Annotated in this window: 16 protein-coding genes and 6 pseudogenes; 10 read left to right on the top strand and 12 right to left on the bottom strand. The window is 68.6% G+C overall.

Annotated features, from left to right (window positions below):
- Positions 1–64: 64 nt before the first annotated feature.
- The 3 pseudogenes from OG819_RS59175 to OG819_RS35055 all read right to left on the bottom strand — a co-directional run.
- Positions 65–289: pseudogene (locus OG819_RS59175) on the bottom strand (non-reducing end alpha-L-arabinofuranosidase family hydrolase); the annotation flags it as partial.
- Between the two features lie 73 nt (positions 290–362).
- A pseudogene (locus OG819_RS59170) lies at positions 363–469 on the bottom strand (hypothetical protein); the annotation flags it as partial.
- Between the two features lie 335 nt (positions 470–804).
- A pseudogene (locus tag OG819_RS35055) lies at positions 805–1843 on the bottom strand (metallophosphoesterase); the annotation flags it as partial.
- Here OG819_RS35055 and OG819_RS35050 point away from each other — a divergent pair.
- From OG819_RS35050 to OG819_RS35035, 5 genes and pseudogenes are all read left to right on the top strand, one after another.
- Positions 1790–2239, top strand: a complete 450-nt coding sequence (locus OG819_RS35050) for a hypothetical protein (protein ID WP_266653140.1) — start codon at positions 1790–1792, stop codon at positions 2237–2239. The pseudogene OG819_RS35055 and the gene OG819_RS35050 overlap by 54 nt on opposite strands.
- 338 nt (positions 2240–2577) lie before the next feature.
- A pseudogene (locus OG819_RS59165) lies at positions 2578–2808 on the top strand (DUF5825 family protein); the annotation flags it as partial.
- 372 nt (positions 2809–3180) lie between these two features.
- Entirely contained in the window at positions 3181–4449 is a 1269-nt protein-coding gene (locus OG819_RS35045) for an MFS transporter (protein ID WP_266653138.1), read from the top strand.
- 264 nt (positions 4450–4713) lie between these two features.
- Positions 4714–5898, top strand: a complete 1185-nt coding sequence (locus tag OG819_RS35040) for an IS1380 family transposase (protein WP_266653136.1) — start codon at positions 4714–4716, stop codon at positions 5896–5898.
- Between the two features lie 405 nt (positions 5899–6303).
- Entirely contained in the window at positions 6304–7149 is an 846-nt protein-coding gene (locus OG819_RS35035; RefSeq protein ID WP_266653134.1) for a transposase family protein, read from the top strand.
- A 242-nt stretch (positions 7150–7391) separates the two neighbouring features.
- Here the strand turns inward: OG819_RS35035 and OG819_RS35030 are convergent, their stop codons facing one another.
- Entirely contained in the window at positions 7392–8003 is a 612-nt protein-coding gene (locus OG819_RS35030) for a TetR/AcrR family transcriptional regulator (RefSeq protein WP_030354522.1), read from the bottom strand.
- Between the two features lie 144 nt (positions 8004–8147).
- Between OG819_RS35030 and OG819_RS35025 the strand changes: the two genes are divergently transcribed.
- Both OG819_RS35025 and OG819_RS35020 read left to right on the top strand, forming a co-directional pair.
- The gene (locus OG819_RS35025) at positions 8148–8882 is read left to right on the top strand and encodes an SDR family NAD(P)-dependent oxidoreductase (protein ID WP_030354521.1); all 735 of its coding nucleotides are present in this window, start codon (positions 8148–8150) and stop codon (positions 8880–8882) included.
- Between the two features lie 32 nt (positions 8883–8914).
- Positions 8915–9538: an NADPH-dependent F420 reductase gene (locus OG819_RS35020; protein ID WP_266633919.1), complete on the top strand. Its 624-nt coding sequence runs from the start codon at positions 8915–8917 to the stop codon at positions 9536–9538.
- Between the two features lie 278 nt (positions 9539–9816).
- Here OG819_RS35020 and OG819_RS35015 read toward each other — a convergent pair whose 3' ends face one another.
- Positions 9817–10566 (bottom strand): hypothetical protein, encoded by a 750-nt coding sequence (locus tag OG819_RS35015; RefSeq protein WP_266633921.1) that lies wholly within the window; start codon positions 10564–10566, stop codon positions 9817–9819.
- Between the two features lie 31 nt (positions 10567–10597).
- On the opposite strand from OG819_RS35015, the pseudogene OG819_RS58715 reads away from it, so the two are divergent.
- Positions 10598–10699, top strand: a pseudogene (locus OG819_RS58715) (VapC toxin family PIN domain ribonuclease); the annotation flags it as partial.
- Between the two features lie 65 nt (positions 10700–10764).
- Here the strand turns inward: OG819_RS58715 and OG819_RS35010 are convergent.
- The 3 genes from OG819_RS35010 to OG819_RS35000 all read right to left on the bottom strand — a co-directional run bounded on the left by OG819_RS35010 (position 10765) and on the right by OG819_RS35000 (position 13895).
- Positions 10765–11685, bottom strand: a complete 921-nt coding sequence (locus OG819_RS35010) for a hypothetical protein (RefSeq protein WP_266653132.1) — start codon at positions 11683–11685, stop codon at positions 10765–10767.
- A gap of 50 nt (positions 11686–11735) precedes the next feature.
- On the bottom strand, positions 11736–12752 hold the full coding sequence (locus OG819_RS35005) for a WD40 repeat domain-containing protein (RefSeq protein WP_266653130.1): 1017 nt from the start codon (positions 12750–12752) through the stop codon (positions 11736–11738).
- A gap of 162 nt (positions 12753–12914) precedes the next feature.
- Positions 12915–13895 carry an FAD-dependent oxidoreductase gene (locus tag OG819_RS35000; RefSeq protein WP_266653128.1) on the bottom strand — a complete coding sequence of 327 codons (981 nt, stop codon included), beginning with the start codon at positions 13893–13895 and terminating at the stop codon, positions 12915–12917.
- 109 nt (positions 13896–14004) lie between these two features.
- Between OG819_RS35000 and OG819_RS34995 the strand changes: the two genes are divergently transcribed.
- A complete protein-coding gene (locus OG819_RS34995) occupies positions 14005–14898 on the top strand; it encodes a LysR substrate-binding domain-containing protein (RefSeq protein ID WP_266653126.1) in 894 nt (297 codons plus the stop codon).
- Between the two features lie 546 nt (positions 14899–15444).
- On the opposite strand, the gene OG819_RS34990 is transcribed toward OG819_RS34995, so the two are convergent.
- The 4 genes and pseudogenes from OG819_RS34990 to OG819_RS34970 all read right to left on the bottom strand — a co-directional run bounded on the left by OG819_RS34990 (position 15445) and on the right by OG819_RS34970 (position 17483).
- Positions 15445–15831: a fic family toxin-antitoxin system, toxin component gene (locus tag OG819_RS34990; protein ID WP_266653124.1), complete on the bottom strand. Its 387-nt coding sequence runs from the start codon at positions 15829–15831 to the stop codon at positions 15445–15447.
- The gene (locus tag OG819_RS34985; protein WP_266633933.1) at positions 15828–16127 is read right to left on the bottom strand and encodes a DUF1778 domain-containing protein; all 300 of its coding nucleotides are present in this window, start codon (positions 16125–16127) and stop codon (positions 15828–15830) included. The genes OG819_RS34990 and OG819_RS34985 overlap by 4 nt, the downstream gene beginning before the upstream one ends.
- Before the next feature lie 42 nt (positions 16128–16169).
- Positions 16170–16412, bottom strand: a pseudogene (locus tag OG819_RS34980) (hypothetical protein); the annotation flags it as partial.
- A 378-nt stretch (positions 16413–16790) separates the two neighbouring features.
- Positions 16791–17483, bottom strand: coding sequence for a TetR/AcrR family transcriptional regulator (locus OG819_RS34970; RefSeq protein ID WP_266633935.1), 693 nt, complete (start codon positions 17481–17483; stop codon positions 16791–16793).
- A 53-nt stretch (positions 17484–17536) separates the two neighbouring features.
- Between OG819_RS34970 and OG819_RS34965 the strand changes: the two genes are divergently transcribed.
- Entirely contained in the window at positions 17537–18655 is a 1119-nt protein-coding gene (locus tag OG819_RS34965) for an NAD(P)/FAD-dependent oxidoreductase (protein WP_266633937.1), read from the top strand.
- Positions 18656–18747 lie beyond the last annotated feature (92 nt).

The raw sequence follows: 18747 nt of genomic DNA, 5'->3' as shown, positions 1-18747 counted from the left end.
GGGCTCGCCTTCCGCCGAGCCCGCCACGCCGGCTCCGAACCGGAGCCGGACTCGTGTCACGCCGTCACCGCCGCAGCGTCAGCAGACCCGGACGGTAGGGCAGGAGGCCGTAGTCGCCGCCGGAGATGGGGCCGCGCCCCTGGTGGAGCAACTGCAGATTGCGGGGATCGACGGTCATGGTCTGATCGGCGCTGGTGTGGATCAGTTCGCCATGGCTGATGTCGTTGGTCCAAGTGGCGCCACTGCCGGCCTTGCCGGCGAAGGGATTGCTCTCGGTCGCGGCCTGGGGCGTCCATGACCCCGTTCAGACTGGTGGCCGTGAACGAGCGGAAGTAGCGGCCCTGCGAGCCGATCGCCTCGACGATCATGGGGTAGCGGTTCTGGCCCTGCAGCTTGCAGACCTGCGGGGCTTCGAACAGGTTGTTTGTGTATCGCTCATGATCACTGTCGAGGTCGTGCCGAAGCTGCCCGGGAAGTTCCCCGGCATGGCGGCCCGGTACATCTTGCCGTTGTCACCGGCGAAGAACAGCCTGGAGCGCAAGGACGGCTCCAGGCGACCGACTTCAGGCTCTAGAAGAACCCAAGTTTCTTCGGGCTGTACGAAACAAGAACGTTCTTCGTCTGCTGGTGGTGCAGGCGTCACGCGTCGCTGACCTGCGTAAAACGTGGCCACGTATGGCTCGTTGGAGCCGTCGCCCCGGGAATGGTCCGGCTTGTCCTCAGCGAGATGGGCCTGGTCATCTGTCGACGCCGCATCCCTCGGCTCGTGGACTGCTCCAAGCGGATGTGTCGGCCCGTCGAGTGCTACGGCGAGGGGGGCCGCTGCGGGGAGCGGAGTACGAGCAGGGTGATCTCGCTGGGGGCGAAGACGCGGAACGGTGGGCCCCAGAAGCCGGTGCCGCGGCTGGTGTAGAGGAGGGTGCGGGGTGCCGTGGTGGCTGAGGCCGGCGAGGGCGGGCTGGTCGATGCGGACGAGGTGGTGGAAGGGCCAGATCTGGCCGCCGTGGGTGTGGCCGGAGAGTTGGAGGTCGATGCCGTCGGCTGCCGCCCGGTCGACGAACTTGGGCTGGTGGGCCAGGAGCAGGACGGGGTGGTCGGGGTCGGCGCCGTGCAGGGCTCCGGCGAGGTGGGCGCGGTGGCCGGCGAGGCCGGAGGATTCGGCGGTGACGTCGTCCACGCCGGCGACCACGAGGGTGTCGCCGCCGCGTTCGAGCAGCAGATGGCGGTTGCGCAGGGGCTCCCAGCCCAGCTCGTCCATGAGGTCGACCCAGCCCTGGGCCCCGCTGTAGTACTCGTGGTTGCCGGTGACGTACACACGGGCCCGGGTGGCCTGCACGGTGCCGAGTGGGGCGGCCTGGGCGCGGCGGCGTTCGGCCGTGCCGTCCGCGATGTCTCCGGTGTGGCAGACCAGGTCGGCTTCCAGGGTGTTCACCGTCTCGCATACCTGTGCCGACCAGCGAGTGCGATCGAGGGGACCGTAGTGGGTGTCGGTGATGAGGACGACGCGGATGCCGTCCAACCCGGCACCCAGCCGCGGGAGTTGCACGTCGAGTCCGCGCACGCGTGGCACGCGGCGGGCCTCGGCGTACCCCCAGGCGAGCAGCACGGCGGATACGCCGAGGACCGCCCAAGTGACAATTCGAGCCCGGTCCTGACTCTCGCCGACGCCGGCCACGGTCAGGACGAGCCGCAATGGGACGCCGAGCAGAATGGACCAGGTGAACAGTACCCAGCTGGCTCCAAGGAGGGTGTCACCGAAGATCGCCGCCCGGTCCTGCTGGCGCCGGCCGTGGCCGCGCACCATCGCGAGCGGCATACCAATGACGAAGGGGTAGCCGAGGCTCTCGAAGACCTCGTCTACGTATTCGACTCCGAGCCCGCCGGCATATCAGCGGGCATGTATGAGACCTTGTCCGAGGCGGTTGGCGTATGGATGGTGAACTCACCGACATCGCGGCTGGTCGCCCTGCCGGCGTCGGAGAACTCCCTCGTTGTGGTCGACGACCGGCACGGTTGGCCCTCACGCGAACTGGTGCTCGCACCTGGTCTGGAGACTGAGGCCTACCGTGCGCTCGCCAAAGGACGGACCCTCCCCGCACTCGCTCGCCAATTGGACGATCTCGGGATATCAGTGATCGACGGCCGGCTTGAAGCGCTCGTTGAGGAGCGGACCACGCTCGGGCTCACGTTCCGCGAGGGTTCGATGTACTTGGCACTCGCGACGGGACTGCGTTGGTGACCCCGCCGGCAGCACGCCCGCGGACGAGCCGTCGGCAGCTGTTCGCGACGATGGAGTTCCGTTCCGTCGACAACCGGGCAGGCCTCGTCTCCCTGACGCGAACCGGTTACGCCGGAGTGCGGTTGTCCGGACATCACGTCATGCCGTCCATGCCCGATCGCGATCTCGTCGCCTTGATCGCACTGCTGCACGACGCGCGCGGCGTCGGCCTGCGGGTCTTGTGGAGTGGAGAATGCGGTGACCTCGACGTCCGATGCCTCCAGCACCTCGATCCGCCGCATCAGCCTGACGGTACTTTCGCATGGTCGCCATGAGCTGATGCGCACCTCCTCGCACGGCGCGGTCCGACGTTCATCTCCGTCGACGACACGCGTCATGGTCCACGCCGACGCATCGTCATCGACCGCTCCACACCTGAGGCGAACGTTCTCGAGGCCGTCGACTGGGGACGCGAGATCACGGCCATGGAGCGGGCCGGCATTTACAGCCTCACACTGGACGGCTTGGCTTTCTCTTCTGGTGACTACTGTGTGGGCCTTCCCGTACGCCAGGGGATCTGGTGTGTCTGAGCGCTTCGTTCGCTTCAGGACGGCGGAAATCTTGATTCCAGGCGGTCATAAAGGTCGCGTGCCAGCCGACCAGGCTCCGGTGCCATTTCAGGCCGTAGTCGCCGTCCGCGACCGTCCTCCCAGGAACCAGGTGACGAGGTCTGGGATTTCCCTGACTTCACGCCCACGCTGGCTCCAAGATGTACGCAACCGCTTCCAGAAGATGCACGCTACTGTTCCCAGCATTTGACACCTCCACCGAAGATGGCCGCGGCGCTGGCAACGGTTCCCGGATGGCCGGCCCATATCCTGCGCGAAGTATGGACTGGAGGTTCCGGTCGGCGGCGGAGGCCCAACACTAATGATCACCGGAGTCACCAGGGAGCCCGCAGCATGACCGGCACCACGGAGGCCCTTAGCGGGTCGGCTGCAGTTGACAATGCAGCACGAAGTGTCACGCGCCCGTTCTACGTATACGCCGTGCTCTCCAACACGCTGTTCCAGCGCGGCGTATTCGTCCTCTTCCTTCAGCAGCGAGGCTTCTCCGCCGAGCAAGTGGCCCTACTGCAGACACTGCTCTACCTGGTCAGCGGACTTGCGGAGTTGCCGACGGGAGTCATCGCCGACCGAATCGGCAGGCGTGCCAGCATCGTGATCGGCCAGATGCTGATAGCTGGATGTCTTCTCGGCCAGGGGACGTTCTCCAACTACTGGGTGTTCCTGGCGCTGTTCATCGGGCAGGGCGTGGGCATGGCATGTGTGTCCGGCTCGGACACCGCCCTGCTGTACGACCTGCTCGTGCGTCGTGGTGCAACGGCCAACTACGTCAAGATCAAGTCCCGGCTCACCATGCTCGGGACGGTCACCTCGGGAGCCGCCATCGTCCTCGGCGGCCAACTGCAGCAGATCTCCTGGGGAGTCGTCTACGTCGGTTCGGCGGCGTGCGTCGCCCTAGCCGTGGTGGTGCTGATGTCACGGGTGCCCGAGATCCGCGGCGCGGACGCGGTGGACGAGCAGGACGGAGCCGAGGAGCACGGCGACGCCACAGCATGGCGGGCGATGCTTCGGGTCGCCACGCCGGCGCTCGTGACGCTTGTCGTGGTGTCCGGATTGATGCATGCGACTTTGACGCCGTACATCATCTTTGGGCAGAAGACCCTCTCCGATCAGGGAGCGGGCACCGCATTGGTCAGCGTGGTCATATCGGCGGGATTCTTCGCTGGCGGGCTCACTCCGCTGCTGTCGGACCGCGCGGACCGGCGCATCGGGTATCGGGTCATAGTCCCGGTGTCCCTCCTGACGCTCGCCGCGGCACTCGGCCTGAGCGGCCTCGGCCTTGTCTGGGTCACCATCGCCGCGTTCCTGGCCCTGGTCGGGATTCCCGAGATCACCGCCGTGATCGTGGACAACGTGTTCAACGAGGCCGTGCCGTCGCGCCACCGGGCGAGCCTGCTGTCGATGATCGCATTCGTGGAGTCGGCGCTCATCGGCATCGGCTATCTCGTCCTCGGCGCGCTCATGGACGGGCTGGGCTCCAGTGTGGGCATGGCCACCTACGCCGCGGTCCCCCTGCTGGCATGTCTCCTGTGGCTCCCGGTGCTCTTCCGAGGGGCACGGGTGACCACCGAGATCGAGAAGCCCGCCGACCAAAAGGCATCCTGAAACAGACCATCTCGAGCAACGCCCTGCCCGATGGCACGGGCGTTGCTCGTTGACATGTCGCTCCCAGTCGGCGAGGGAGCTGTCATCGCGACGATCAGCGCCAAACGGGATGGGAAGAATCGCGCCACTGCGGCAGCTGTTCAGCCTGGATCCACCGCGTAACGGTCGGCCTGTGGACGGCGAAATGAGAAGAGGTGCCCGCTGACCTGCGAGAATGGGAGTTCCTACGCTTCCATCCGCCGCTCACAGCAAGGCACCTCGTAAGTGAAAGTCTCCCACAGGCCCGCGGAGCTGTTCGCCGTGTTCGATGACCCCGACCTGATCGCGCATGCCGGGCTTATCCCCACGATCCGGCTGGCCGTGCGGTGCGGCCTGCCTGCCCTGGTGGCCGAGAAGGTGAAACTCACCGGCGCGAAGAACGGTGCCGGGACGGCCGCCGACGCGAAGGCCCTGTCGATCGTGGGCGGGATGGTGGCCGGCGCGGACAGCATCGACGATCTGGACGTGCTGCGCCACGGCGGGCTGCCCCGCCTGTTCGGCGGCGTGCGTGCCCCGTCCACACTCGGCACCTTCCTGCGTGCGTTCACCTGGGGGCATGTGCGTCAACTGGAGTCCGCTATGCGGGCGTTCACCTGTCGACTGGCCGCGCACACCGGCCTGGTCCCCACCGGTGACGAGGTGGTGTTCGTCGACATCGACTCCAAGGTCAAGCCCGTGTACGGGCCGGCCAAGCAGGGCGCCTCCTTCGGCTACACCAAACGGCGCGGCCTGCACTTCCAGATCGTCACCGTCAAGACGTCCACCTGCGCGCCGGTGATCGTGGCGACGAGGCTGCGCAAGGACTCGGCCAACTCCGGCAAGGGCGCCGCGTCGCTGCTGCGCGAGGCCCTGGCCACGGTCCGCGCGATGGGCATTACCGCCCAGATCATCGTCCGCGCCGACTCCGCGCACTTCTCCCACAAGGTCGTCGCCGCCTGCCGCGCACACGGGGCGCGGTTCTCCCTCGCGGTCGCGGTCAAGAAGAAGATCCGCCAGGCCATCGCCGCGATCGCCGACGACGCCTGGACGCCCATCCAGTACACGACCTCGGTGTGGGACGCCGAGGAAAAACGCTGGATCTCCGATGCCGAGATCGCCGAGGCTCCCTTCACCGCGTTCACCAGCGAGAAGAAGGTGCTTCACACCACGGCCCGGCTCATCGTGCGCCGCGTCAAGCGCCTGAACCCCGCGTCCGTGCCCGAGGGGCAGAGCGAGCTGTTCAGTGTCTGGCGCCACCACGTCATCTTCACCGACAGCAGCTTCGTCCTGGCCGACGCCGAGCCGATGCACCGTGGTCACGCCTGTTTGGAGCAGGTGTTCGCCGATCTCGAGGACTCCGCCCTAGCTCACCTGCCGTCGGGGAAGTTCACCGCGAACGCGGCCTGGCTGACCCTGGCCGCCACCTCCTAACCTCACCCGCCCAGCCGGGCATCTCGCCGTTGCCACCTCCTGCGCAGCCGCGCGGCGCGGTGGCTGGGCGTCACCGGGATCGTGCTCGGTGCTTGCGGGCTGCTGTGCGCACTGCTGCTGCAGACGGTCATGAACGGGAACGACGTGGCGGCAGCCTTCGAGCGTGGCGCGGTGTATCCGATCATGGCCGTCCATGGTGAACGTGGCGAAGCCTCCACCAGTTCCTGCCAGGCGGCTTCGAGCAGGGCGGCTTCCAGGACCGCTCCGCGATGATCTTCATGAAAGCGGGTTGATTCGCACATCCATGGTCGGATCGGTCGCGACGAGCCCGGTGGTGGATGCATGTGAAGCCCCTGGTAGGACGGTTCTCACCACAAGATCGTCCGCTGAACCAGAGGCTTCACGTTGGTCACCTATGCTGCCACGCTCGATGTCCCGCGCCACATCGTGGTGCACCTCTCCCGGTTGCTCGCCGCGCATCGTCGGCGCCTCAACACGCCCCGTGGGTCGCGGGTCCTGGGCACATTCCGGCAGGCGGTCATGGTGCTGCGCTGGTTCCGTGAGCGCGGCTGCGTGCACTGCCTGGCCAGGGACGCCGGAGTCTCACAGGCCACCGGCTACCGCTACCTGCACGAGGCCATCGACGTCCTCGCCGCTCAAGCCCCCGACCTGCACGAGGTGTTGAACCGCTGCCGCGAAGAGGGGATGAGTCACGTGATCCTCGACGGCATGCTCATCGAGAGCGACCGCCTCACCGGAACCCGGGACAACGGCAACGACCTGTGGTTCAGCCAGAAACATAAGAGCTTCGGCGGTAACGTCCAGTTCCTCACGGCCTCTGACGGAACCCCGTTGTGGGTCTCCGATGCCGAGCCAGGCTCCACCCCGGACATCACCGCCGCCCGGCTGTACGTCCTGCCCGCGTTGTACAAGGCGGCCGCCGACGGCCTGCCGACCCTGGCCGACAAGGGCTACATCGGCGCCGGTATCGGCGTCCACGTCCCGGTCCGCCGCCCGAAGGGGAAGTCAGAACAAGCTCTCGACGCCGACACCCGCACCACGAACACCCTGATCAGAGACCTTCGTGCCCTCGGCGAGCGCACCGCCGCCGAGCTCAAGGAACACTGGCGCACACTGAAGCGCGTCACCCTGAGCCCCAGTCGAATCGGCGACATAGCCCGAGCCGCCCCCGCTCTCAACAGCCAGCTGCGTACGAGTTCTTCATGCGCCACCGCGTACGGACGTATGTGATCAGCCGTCTGTTCGAACCGGCGGCGCGTCAGCGTCCTGGGCCGAGACGACGGCCTCGAACTCCTGCAACCTTCGAGGGTCGCCATTCTCCCCGGCGGCTTCTGCTGCGGCCTTCAACAGGCGGGCGGGGCGGCCAGTTCCGTAAAAGCCTACAATGCCAGGTGCCGGGCGGCTGGTATCGCGTGCCAGCCGGTGCAGCCGCGTGACCGGTAGCGCGTCCAGCCCGGCCGCGATGTGCCACGTTAACTCGACACTTCCTCCCGTCGTCGGTCATCGCTGGCTGTGGCGGGGATGGCGTTGTCGATGAGGACGGCGGCGATGGCGGCGGCGGTGGGGAAGGCGTCGGCGTTGAGGACCCGGGTGCGGGCCGCGGCGCCGTCGATGAGCAGCGCGAGCTGCTCGCCGAGCTGTTCAGGGTCGGCGGCGCCGGCTTCGCGGGCGGTGTCGGCGAGCCGCGCGGCGACGGCCTCCTTGTAGTCGCGCGCGTACTGGGATGCGGGGTGCTGGGGGTCGTGAAGTTCGACGGCGGCGGCGATGTAGGGGCACAGGGGGGTGGTGGGGGGGATGTCGAAGGCGGCGAGGAGCCGTTCGCGGGGCGTGAGGTCGGTGCGGTCGAACACGCCGGACAGAACGGAGGGGTCGAACCGGCGCAGGTACTCGGCGACGAGTTCGTCCTTGCCGGTGAAGTGCTGGTAGGCCGTGCGCTTGGACACCTGGGCCGCCGCGCACAGCTGGTCCATGCCGGTGCGGTTGATGCCCTGCTCGCGGAACAGCTGCTGGGACGCGCTGATGATGCGCTCGCGGGCGCCCCGGCCGCGGCGGCGGCCCGTGGGGCCCTTCTCCAACTCCGTCATGGCTCCATCGTACCGCGGCTAGGTAACGACCGGTGTACATAGTTTGCGACCCGGCCGCCCGCCCAGTACCGTAAGCACACAGGGCGGTGTACATAACACCGTCGCCCCAGGTACACACGGCACCACCGACTCAAGGGAACGACCATGGGAAAGCTTGACGGCAAGGTCGCGGTCATCACCGGCGGCACCACCGGCATGGCGCTGGCCGGCGCGAAGCTGTTCGTCGACGAGGGAGCGCACGTCTTCATCACCGGCCGCCGCCAGGACGCCCTGGACGAGGCCGTGAAGCAGATCGGCCGCAACGTCACCGGCGTGCAAGGCGACGCCGCCGACCTGGATGACCTGGACCGCCTGTACGACACCGTCAAGCGGGAGAAGGGAAGCCTCGACGTGCTGTGGGCCAGCGCCGGAGGGGGCGAGCCCGCCCCGCTCGGCGAGATCACCGAGGCCCACTTCGACGCCGCGTTCTACCTCAACGCCCGCGGCACCCTGTTCACCGTCCAGAAGGCCCTCCCGCTCTTCAACGACGGCGGTTCCATCCTCATGACCGGCTCCAACGCCTCCCTCGGCGCCTTCCCCGGCTGGAGCGTCTACGCCGGCAGCAAGGCCGTCCAGCAGGCCTGGGCCCGCGTCTGGCTCAACGAGCTCAAGGACCGCCGCATCCGCGTCAACGTCCTGACCCCCGGCCAGGTCGCCACCGCCAAGCAGGAAGAACTCTTCGACGAGGCCACCAAGCGTCAGTTCGAGTCCCTCATCCCCCGCGGCCAGATGGGCCGCCCCGATGAAATCGCCACCGCCGCCCTCTTCCTCGCCTCCGACGACTCCAGCTACGTCAACGGCATGGAACTCGTCGCCGACGGCGGCACCACCGCCATCTGAACCGAACAACCACAACCAGGGCAGGACATCTCATGAGCAACATCAGCATCATCGGCACCGGGAACATGGCCCGTACCATCGGCGCGCGGGCGGTGGCGGGCGGCAACACCGTCGAGGTCATGGGCCGCGATCAGTCCAAGGCCGCTGACCTGGCCAAGGCTCTCGGCGGCGGCACCACGACGGGAGAATGGGGCACCGCCCCGGCCGGGGACATCGTCATCGTGGCCCTGCTGTACGACGGCGTCGTGCCGGCCATCGCCCAGTACGGAGACTCTCTCGCGGGCAAGGTCATCGTCGACATCAGCAATCCCTTCAACTCCACGTTCGACGGGCTAGCCCACCGCGAGGAGACCTCGATCGCGCAGGAAGTCGCCAAGGCCGCCCCGGCAAGCGCCAGCGTGGTGAAGGCGTTCAACACCGTCTTCCGCCATGTCCTGGAGAAGGGTCGGCCCGACGTCTTCATCGCTGGCGATGATGCGCAGGCCAAGGCAAGTGTGGAGGCGTTCGTCGAGAGCCTCGGGCTGCGCCCGCTGGACGTCGGCGGCCTGAAAATGGCGCACTGGCTGGAAGGAGCGGGCGTGGTCACGGTGGGCCTCGCCAACCATGGGGTCGGTAACTTGGACTTCGCCCTCAGCATCACCGAACTTCCCGTCTGAGTTAAGGGTTGACGGATCACCGAAAGGAGGCAGCACAGGGCCGACCGGACGTCTGCGTCCGCTGTTACCGGGATCCGCGCAACCGGCGCCGTCGGCATTCCGCGCTCGGCTACCTCACACCAGCCGAGCTCGAACAGCAACTGGCCACATCACGTACGCTGTCACTCGTCGCATGAAACCCGGTGTCCACTCCCGGGGATCAACCTCAGTGATTCCGCAGAATCCGTAGGGCGCAGGTGTGTCGCAGATCGTGCATGGTCCAGTTGGTGCCGAGGACCTCATTGACGCGCCGGAGGACGGCTCATAGTGCGTCGTAGTTCAGCGGTTGCCGAATCAGCGGCCCCGTCGCCCCGGCGCCGTCGTCGCAGGGCCCACCAGATTGGGTCGCTTGGTGCCAAGGGGTCGACGCCATCGAGGTAGAGCCGTAGCCAGACGAAGGCGTCGGCGCTGGCCGGGAGCCACTGCGCGGCCCCCGATCCCTTACGGGTGACCCGGACAAGCTGGTCACCCCAGTCGATGTCGCCGTAACGAATGCCGAGGACCTCGCCGGCTCGGCTGGCATTGCTGATAACCGACGAGGCGAGCGCGCGATCACGGTCCGAGCGCAGAGCCCCGAACAAGGTGTCCCACTGCTGGTCTGGCATCGCGCGTGGACGACGCTTCGGGAGCGGCGGGTTGTAACGCAGCCGACCCTCCGGTCGGAACGGCTCCAGCGGGTTGTGATGTGCGTTCGGCCGTCGGCCCCCACGGCGTTCCTGGGGAACCGGGTTGACCAGCGGACCGGCACCCTGCTCGATCCAGAACTCGTAGAAGCTGCGGAGCACCGCGTTGCTGTGGCGGATCGTGCGGACCCGATACCGGTCCCCTTGGTATTGCTTGCGGGTGATCGGATTGATCGTGCCCGCGGTGGCCGCTGACTTCTTCCGGGCGGTCCGACGCGTTTTCGGAGTCCGCTGCAGCCACAGAACGAACTCGCGCACCTCCGCCGAGGTCACCTTGTCCCATTCAACGTTGAGAACTGCAGCCACCGCCACCAACGCAACAGGTCATAGGCATAACTCAGCGGTTCACCACGGGCACACCGTCCTCCATGTGGACAACGACTTCTTGGCGGTGGCCGGAGTGCTCACGGAAGTCCAGCAGCGGGACGTGCGCGCCTGACCCGGATGGGCGGCGAACAGGCTGGTTTGGCACTCGCCGGCGGCCCGGCCCCCGTTGCCGCGCCCTCACCAGTCCCGATGGAAGCAGTCGGGTAAGTCCGCGATTTCCGCGTGCATCGCGGTGGTGAAATACCACACCAGGTAGGCTGCCATGGCGAGCATGACCGGCACGCCGACGAGGAGGCGGATCAGCAGGATCAGGGTCCTGGCCGACGGTTGTCCCGGCCCCCTGGCGAAGTCCGGTCTGGCCGGGTCGTACGAGATCCACTTGTCGGACGCCGACGGGCCGCCCGCGCGTTCGAAGGTGTGAGACGTACCGCTGGTGTCGGTGAACGCGTACACGACGGTTCCGGACAGGGCAGGATCGCCCGGGGGGCTGTAGCCCGCACATCTGGCGACGGTCGTCACGCCGTACCGGTGCAGCAGCCACCAGGTCACCGTGGCGCGCCACGTGCCGCGGGCGAGGAAGCAGCCGTACACGAGCATCGGGAAGGTGCCGGTCCAGAACTGGGCGAGGCGCCCGTCGCCCGCCGACACGGGGAGCAGCAGGCCGAGGGTGAAAAGGCAGGTGAGCGTGGACAAGGCCCACCACTGGGCCGAGGACAGGAACGCTCTGGGCCGTGTCCTGGGCGTCCAGGGGCTCTCCTTGGCCGTCACGAGGGCCGCGCCGTCGATGCGTCTCTCGGCCTTGTCCCGTTGCGGGAGCGCCGCGTTGACGGCGCGCGCGAAGGCCTCCACCTCCTCGGCGCTGCGGGAGCTGATCGCGCAGACCGTTGCCGGCTCGGCTCGGGCGACCGCCGAGTTCAGCCGGATCTCGGCGCTCGTGCGCCTGCCCCTGGCGACAAGGACGGTCCGGATCGCGTCGAGGGGGATGACCAGCCGGATCCCTGCCCGGTCCAGCTGGACGGTCTCGCGCTCCAGGTGCGCGGTTCCGCCTCTGCCGCGCAACATCGTTCCGGCTGCGGGCTCTGCGTCTCTGACAGCCATGACTGGGTCCCCCCAATTGTCAACTGACGTGGTCTACAAGGGAGTCGGGGTCACCGTCTCGGCCACAGCCGCACCGTGGAGTCGAGGCCGGCCGAGGCCAGGGTCTTGCCGTCCGGACTGAACGCCACCGATGTCACCTGGTCGGTGTGGCCGGTGAGGGTGTCGATGGGGAAGACGTCGAGCGTGCTCGTGTCCCACAACCGCACGGTCTTGTCGTCGCTCCCGGTGGCCAGGGTGTTTCCGTCCGGGCTGAACGCCACCGTCGTCACGGGGGCGGTGTGGCCGGTGAGCGTGGCGTCGACGCTGCCGGTCGCCACGTCCCACACGCGCACGATGTTGTCGGCGCTGCCGGTGGCCAGGCTTCGCCCGTCGGCGCTGAACGCGACGGGCTTGAAGCCGTGCCAGAGCGGGGCGTCGAGGGTGGCCTGCACGGTGCGGGTGAGCAAGTCCCACAGCCGGACCGGGCTCACGGTGAGGTCCGCGCTGCCCGTGGCCAGGGTCCTGCCATCCGGGCTGAACGCCACGGCGTTGACCACGGCCATGCCCTGGGTCTTCAGCATTGCGGTGACGGTGCGGGTCGACAGGTCCCACAGCCAGGCCGCCCCGTAACGGCCACCGGTGGCCAGGGTCCTGCCGTCCGGGGCGAACGCCAGGTCCAGGGGGAGCTGGGGATGGGTCAGGGCGATGCCGGTGCGATCCCCCAGGGTCCAGAGGGACACTTGTAGGGCGCCGGTCGTGGCCAGGGTCTTGCCGTCCGGGCTGAAGGCCATCTTCGTCACGTCTTCGATCTGGTCGGGCCAGGGAGCGGTCGCAGTGCCCTCGGCCACGTCCCACAACCGCAGCGTGCTGCCCGTGCCCCGGAGCGAGGACAGGCCGGCGGCCAGCGTCTTTCCATTCGGGCTGAACGCCACGCAGGAGGCGTAGCCGTCGGGGAGGGTGAACACGACCTTGCGGGGTGCGTCGTCGTCGGCTCTCGACTCGATCACCGCGAACGGGACGGCGACGGCTGTCATGCCGAGCGCGGCGAGCAGCAGCGTGCGGCGGCGCACCTTGGCGGGGGGGTTCACCGGAGGCCCGCCGGGTTTCGGTCGCGTCCCACCGGCCGCTGTGGCGGGAGTGTTGATCTCTGCGGGTTCGACGGAATCCATCGGCGCACACCCAGTCCTTGAGGAGGGAACAGTACTGACGAAGGGGAGTTGCGAGCGGCAGGTCGTCAGGTCGGCAGAGGGTCATCCCGGCCGAACGGCCCCGGCGACAAGGGCGGTCGCGGCGTTCGCGCACCCCCAGGCCAGGGTGATTCCGGCGCCTCCGTGGCCGTAGTTGTGCACCAGCCGGCGTACGCGGCCGTGCGGGCGAGGGTCGGCCTCCAGGCGGACGCCGCCGTCTCGGTGGGGCCGCAGGCCCACCTGGTGGCCGAGGACTTGGGTGTCTGCCAGTTCCGGGAGCAGTTCGGTGCAGCGGCGCAGGATCGCGGCGGCGGTGACCGGTGATGGGGTGGTGTCCCACTTGCCGATCTCGAAGGTGCCACCGAGGACGATGTCGGCGCTGCGGGGGTGGACGTAGGTGGAACCCTCGGCGTTGTCCTCGTCACGGACGGACGTGTGCAGCCCAGGGTTGGCGACGAGGACCAACTGCCCCCGCACCGGCCGCACTTCGGTGTCGCCGCACAGGGCGCGGGCGCCCAGGCCGGAAGCGTTCACCACCGCGGGAGCCCATATGCCCGCCTGTTCCAGGGCGTCGATGCGGCGATGGATCAGCGTGCCGCCAGCCGCGGAGAAGGTCTGCTGGAGCCAGGGCAGGTAGCGGGACATCTCCACGGTCGGGGCGGTGAACGCCCAGCCGCCGCTGAACGGGGCCCGCACCTCGTCCCCGCGCAGGGTGCGGAGGTCGGGAAGGGCCATGGCCCACCAGGGGGCGTCGTGGTTCTGGCTGCGCAGCAGCATCCGGGTGGGGCGCATGGCCACGCCGGGTACCCCGTTCGCCGCCTGGCGGGCGAACTCGTCGTAGGTGCGGGTGGCCCAGTCCAGTACACGAGGTTCGAACCGGGTGCGGGTCGGGTACCAGACGGCTGCGGCGACGGAGGACGTCGTTTCGGCGGACGGCTCGGCCGTGACGACGGCGACGCGGGCACCGGCCTGCTGCAGGCGCAGTGCGGTGGTGAGCCCGATGACCCCGGCGCCGACGACGACCGCGTCGAACCTGTCGCCCATGCCTCCCCCTTGATTGCCGAACCGTGTGCTTCCCACTGTCGGCGGGGAGTTGACGACCTGTCCAAGACCAGTCATGGTCAATGCCATAAGCCGTGCTTATAGTTGGCGGATGGACTTGCGGCGGCTGCGGTACTTCCTCATCCTGACCGAGGAGTTGAACTTCACGCGGGCCGCGCACCGGCTGCACATCGCCCAGCCCGCCCTGAGCCAGCAGATCAGGGCGCTGGAACGGGACATAGGCGCTCCACTGCTCGAACGAGGCAGCCGGGGCTGCCGGTTGACCGTCGTCGGCGAGGTCGTGGCCCGCGAAGCCGGCGAACTGCTGGCCCACGTGGCCGCGTCGCAGGAACGGATCCGTGCGGCCGTTGGCGGACGGCAGGGGCAACTGCGCCTGGCCCTGACCCGCTCCGCCCGCGGCGGTCCTGTCGACGCCCTCCTCGCCAAGTTCCGTACCCTTCATCCGGACGTGGATCTCGTCGTACGGACGGGGTGGACCGCGCACAACATCGCCGAGCTGCTGGCCGGGAGGCTGGACGCCGCCTTCGTACGGCCGCCGCTGAGCGGCGAGGGTTTGGAGTGCCGGCACATCGCCCGCGAGGAACTACTCGTGGCCGTCCCCGCGGAGCATCCTCTCGCCCGCCAACGAAGGGTTACCCGCGGACACATCGCCGCCGAACCCGTGATCCTCTGGCCGCGCGAGAACGCCCCCGGAATGTACGACCTGATCACCCGGCAGCTGTGGCCCGACGGTGGGCCACGCATCGTGCGGGAAGAACCTGACGACGAGCAACTCCTCCTCAGCGTCGCCTCGGGCACCGGCATCGCCCCGGTGCCCGAGGGACGTGCTCGTGCGCTGCGCGTACCAGGGGTGCGACTCAAGCGCGTGACCGCGCCCACGCCCACCGTGGGCCTCGCCCTGGCCCACCAGCCGGCGGGCACCGCGCCGGCACTGCGAGGGCTCCTCAGCCTCGTCGACGCCTTGTCCGGGCCGTCGGCCGACTGACGTCGGCTACCGCCCGATCAGCATGTTCAGGACCCGGCATGGACAATTCGACACCGTGGCCCCTCACACCACCGAGCAGTTCACGCTGGGCTGGTGCACCGAGCAGGCCCTGCGCAAAGTCGCGCACGAGGGCGAGGGCATCCTCGGGCTCCTAGTCCAGGTAACGTCCGAGCCTCACCCTCATGCCCACCCGCCGCCGCCGGCCCACCCGCACGGCCGCCGCCGCACTCCTCCTCGCCCCCACTGCTGTCGTCCGTACCGCCCTCGCCTACGCCGGCGTCGCCTTCCTGACGCCCCTGGCCCTCACCGCCGCCCTCGCTCTCGGCGTCGCCTACGCCCCACACCCCACACCCCGCTCACCGAACCGCCGCCCGCCGCACCCTCCACCTCCTCCTGCGCCTCGCCCCCTGGTACCCCGACCATCCATAAACGAAAAAAGCGCCCAACGGGCGCCGCGAGGTTCAGGAAGAGCCTTCGAGCAGGCTCGCCGTCCGCACTCAGGGGCGGACGGCGAGACCCGAGAGGAGGCTCAAGACACCAACGGGGTCAGGAGACGCTCCACGCACGCAACTGACGGCCGACCAGGCCAACACCCATCGCCCCGGAAGCCACGTCCCGCACCAGGGCGACCGCCTCCTTCGGCGGATAGTCGAGACGACACCCGTTCAGCACCAGATACGCCTCCGCGCAGTGCCAGGCGAAAGCGTCATTGGAGTGCTCCAGATACGGGAGCCTCACCAGCGTCTGCAGCAGCGCGGCCGCCCTGAGATACAGGGACCCGTAGATGTCGCGTTCCAGGGCCCGGGCATTGACCCGGGCGACGGCCGCGTAGAGGGGACCGTAGTCGTCCACCTGCGGATCGCCGGGCAGCAACTCGGCTGCGTGCAGCAGGAAGGTCACATCAAGAGGGTGGAGCGGTTCGTGCTGCGTCACGCGGAGTGACCCCGCTCCTGCTGCTCCTCAAGCCCGCGCCGCGCAGCCAGCTCCGCGGCGCGCAGCTCCCCGCTGGGATCGGCAGTGCCGGCCCCCTCGGCAAACGTCTCGCTGCTCCGGGACATCGACTCCCTGAAGGCGTCGAGGAATCGCGCCTCTACGGCAGTGGCACGGGTGTAGGCAGCAGACAGGATGTACTCCTGCAAGCTGACGCCCTCCTGCCGTGCAGCGGCCTCGATTGCGGCGCGCTGGGCCGGATCGGGAAAACGTAGGTTCATGGCTTTGGGCTGCGACATGGTACCGATGGTATCGCCGGTACCACGGGTTGGGCCAGACCCTCACCAGCCCCCCAGTCCTTCACTGACGATCCGGGGGGTGCTGGACGGTCGTCGTTGCACGGCATCGGCGATAACCGCTGTCACCAGCTTGTTGACGGCTGCCGTGGCCGGCGGGCCGGGGTCGCGGTCTGCGAACAGGAGATGCCCGCCACCGACCAAGGAGAGCGTGAGTGAGTCGATGTCGGCGTCGGCCGCTATGCGGCCCAGTTCACGCTCGTCGGCCAGATAAGACGCTGGCGCCGCGCATGTCCAGCAGGCAGCCGAACTCCCGCAACCTCTCCCCGTCGTCACCAGGACACGCTGGTACCAATCGATGGCGCCGAGTTCGCCGGCCAGGCGGATCGCCGGCAAGGACGTCGATGCCCTCGTGCAGGGCGCTCTTGGTTTCGGCGACGGCGTTGATCGGGGCGTCGGCCTGTTCGGCCATCGCGCAGCAGGCGTTGACGCCGCAGTAGGAATCGCTGGTCGCGCTTGCCTCAGCCTTGTGACTGGTGGTGGGCTTGGTGGCGCGGACGATGGTACGGAGTGCATGCCGTCCGCGACCGAATGGGTGGGGCTGAGTTCGATGTTCGTGAAGCCGGCGGCTTCGAGGCTCTGGCGGTATTCGGCGAGAGCTGAGTGTCACGCCGACGGCCTGGTGAGTTTGGCGGCCACGGCGTCGAGGACCCAGTCCAGGCCGATCGCGAAGGATGTAGCGGCGTCCACGTCCGTGCCGTCGTACACGGCCTTGGCCAGCGCCGGGAAGCGGCCCGTGGCCAACATGCTCGTCACGTGCGGGCCGGAGGCGCGCTGCCAGTCGCGCTTGGACAGGCCCGTGGCGCGCTCGGCCCGCAGGTTCGCGATCTCGCGCCTGATCGCGCCAGTGAAGTAGGCGCTGACAGTCTCCACGGCGCGCATGACGGTGTCGACGTCGGCGAGACCGTCGAGGGCGGCCAGCTTGGCCTCTGTCACGGCGAGGCCGTTCGGGCCCAGGGCCGGGCGGCCGCCGAGCAGATCGGCCAGCCATTCGTGACGGAGAGCGGCCTGCCTGGTGCGATGGGCGAGGGCGCGCAGCGCCTCCCGCCAGTCACCGGGCTGCTCCTCGGGGAGAATCTCGGCCTGGACCTCGTCCACCATGAGGTCGAACAGCTCCTGCTTGGTGGAGATGTATCCGTACAGCCGCATCGGGCCGGCGTTCAGCCGGGCGGCGACCTTGCGCAACGACACCGCCTCCAGCCCGCCCTCGTCGGCCAGCGCGATGGCGGCTGCGACGATCCGCTCCCGGTCGAGCGGCACGGGGCGAGTTGGCGGCTCCGGCCGGTCCCACACAGTCATGGTCACACCGTTCTGTTGCGTTGCGTCGCAATGGGGAAATACAGTGTATCGGTATGAGACATCGTATCGCCGTGGTCGGGAGCGGCCCTGCCGGCCTTACCTTCGCCCGTGTCCTGCACCGCCATGGCTTCCCCGTCGCCGTCCTCGAACGCGATCCCGCCCCCGACGCCCGCCCCCCGGGCGGCACGCTGGACCTGCACGAAGGGCTGGGCCAGCTCGCGCTGGACAAGGCGGGACTGCTGGCGGATCTCCAGACGCTGTCTCGCCCCGAGGGGCAGGCCATGCGCATCCTGGACGTGGACGGGACCGTCCTGCGCGACTGGCGACCCCGTCCAGATGACCGGGCCAATCCAGAGATCGACCGTGGGCAACTCCGTGACCTGCTGCTCGGCCCTCTCGACGTCCAGTGGGGTCGGGGCGTGACGCAGGTGGTGCCGGGGACCCGGGATGGCGTACTGGTCGATTTCGCGGACGGGCGACAGGAGACGTTCGACCTCGTGGTCGGCGCGGACGGCGCCTGGTCCCGGATCCGCCCGGCAGTCTCGTCGGTGACGCCGCACTACACCGGCGTCACCTCGGTCGAGACCTCCCTCGACGACGTCGACACCCGCCACCCTGACCTCGCCCGGTTGATCGGCGACGGTTCCGTGGCTGTGTACGGCGTGAACCGAAGCCTCGTCGCTCAGCGCAACAGCGGCGGCCACGTCAAGGTGTACACCAAATTCCGCGCGCCGCTGGACTGGCACACACACTTGGACCCGGCCGACGTCGAGGCCGTGCGATCGAGCCTGCTGGCTCTGTTCGACGGCTGGGCCGCTCCCGTCCTCGACCTCCTCCGCCACGGCACCGCTTTCGTCCACCGCCCCTTCTACGTCCTGCCCGTGTCGCACACCTGGACCCACGTCGTCGGGGTGACGCTACTGGGCGACGCCGCCCATCTGATGCCCCCATTGGGGGTGGGCGCGAACCTCGCGATGCTGGAAGGCGCCGAACTCGCCGAGTCCATCGCCACCGGCCCTGGAGATCTGGACGAGGCCGTCCGCGCCTTCGAGGAACAGATGTGGGCACGGGCCGGCAGGTGGGCGAAGATCACGACGGCCGGTCTGGAACGCCTCGTGAGCCCGAACCCCGCCGAAGCCCTCGCCCTCTTCGACCAAGTCCAGCCATCCTGACTGCCAAGCGCGAGAGCACCAGCACTACTGGACGAACGCACGGACGCCTACATCGAACGCAGCCCTCAGCCCGGTACCGCCAAAATCCGGTC

Origin of the sequence: Streptomyces sp. NBC_01549 (assembly GCF_026339955.1) — a bacterium.
Taxonomy (GTDB): domain Bacteria; phylum Actinomycetota; class Actinomycetes; order Streptomycetales; family Streptomycetaceae; genus Streptomyces.
The sequence above is the reverse complement of the archived record's forward strand: the minus strand, read 5'-3'. Positions and strand labels throughout refer to the sequence as shown.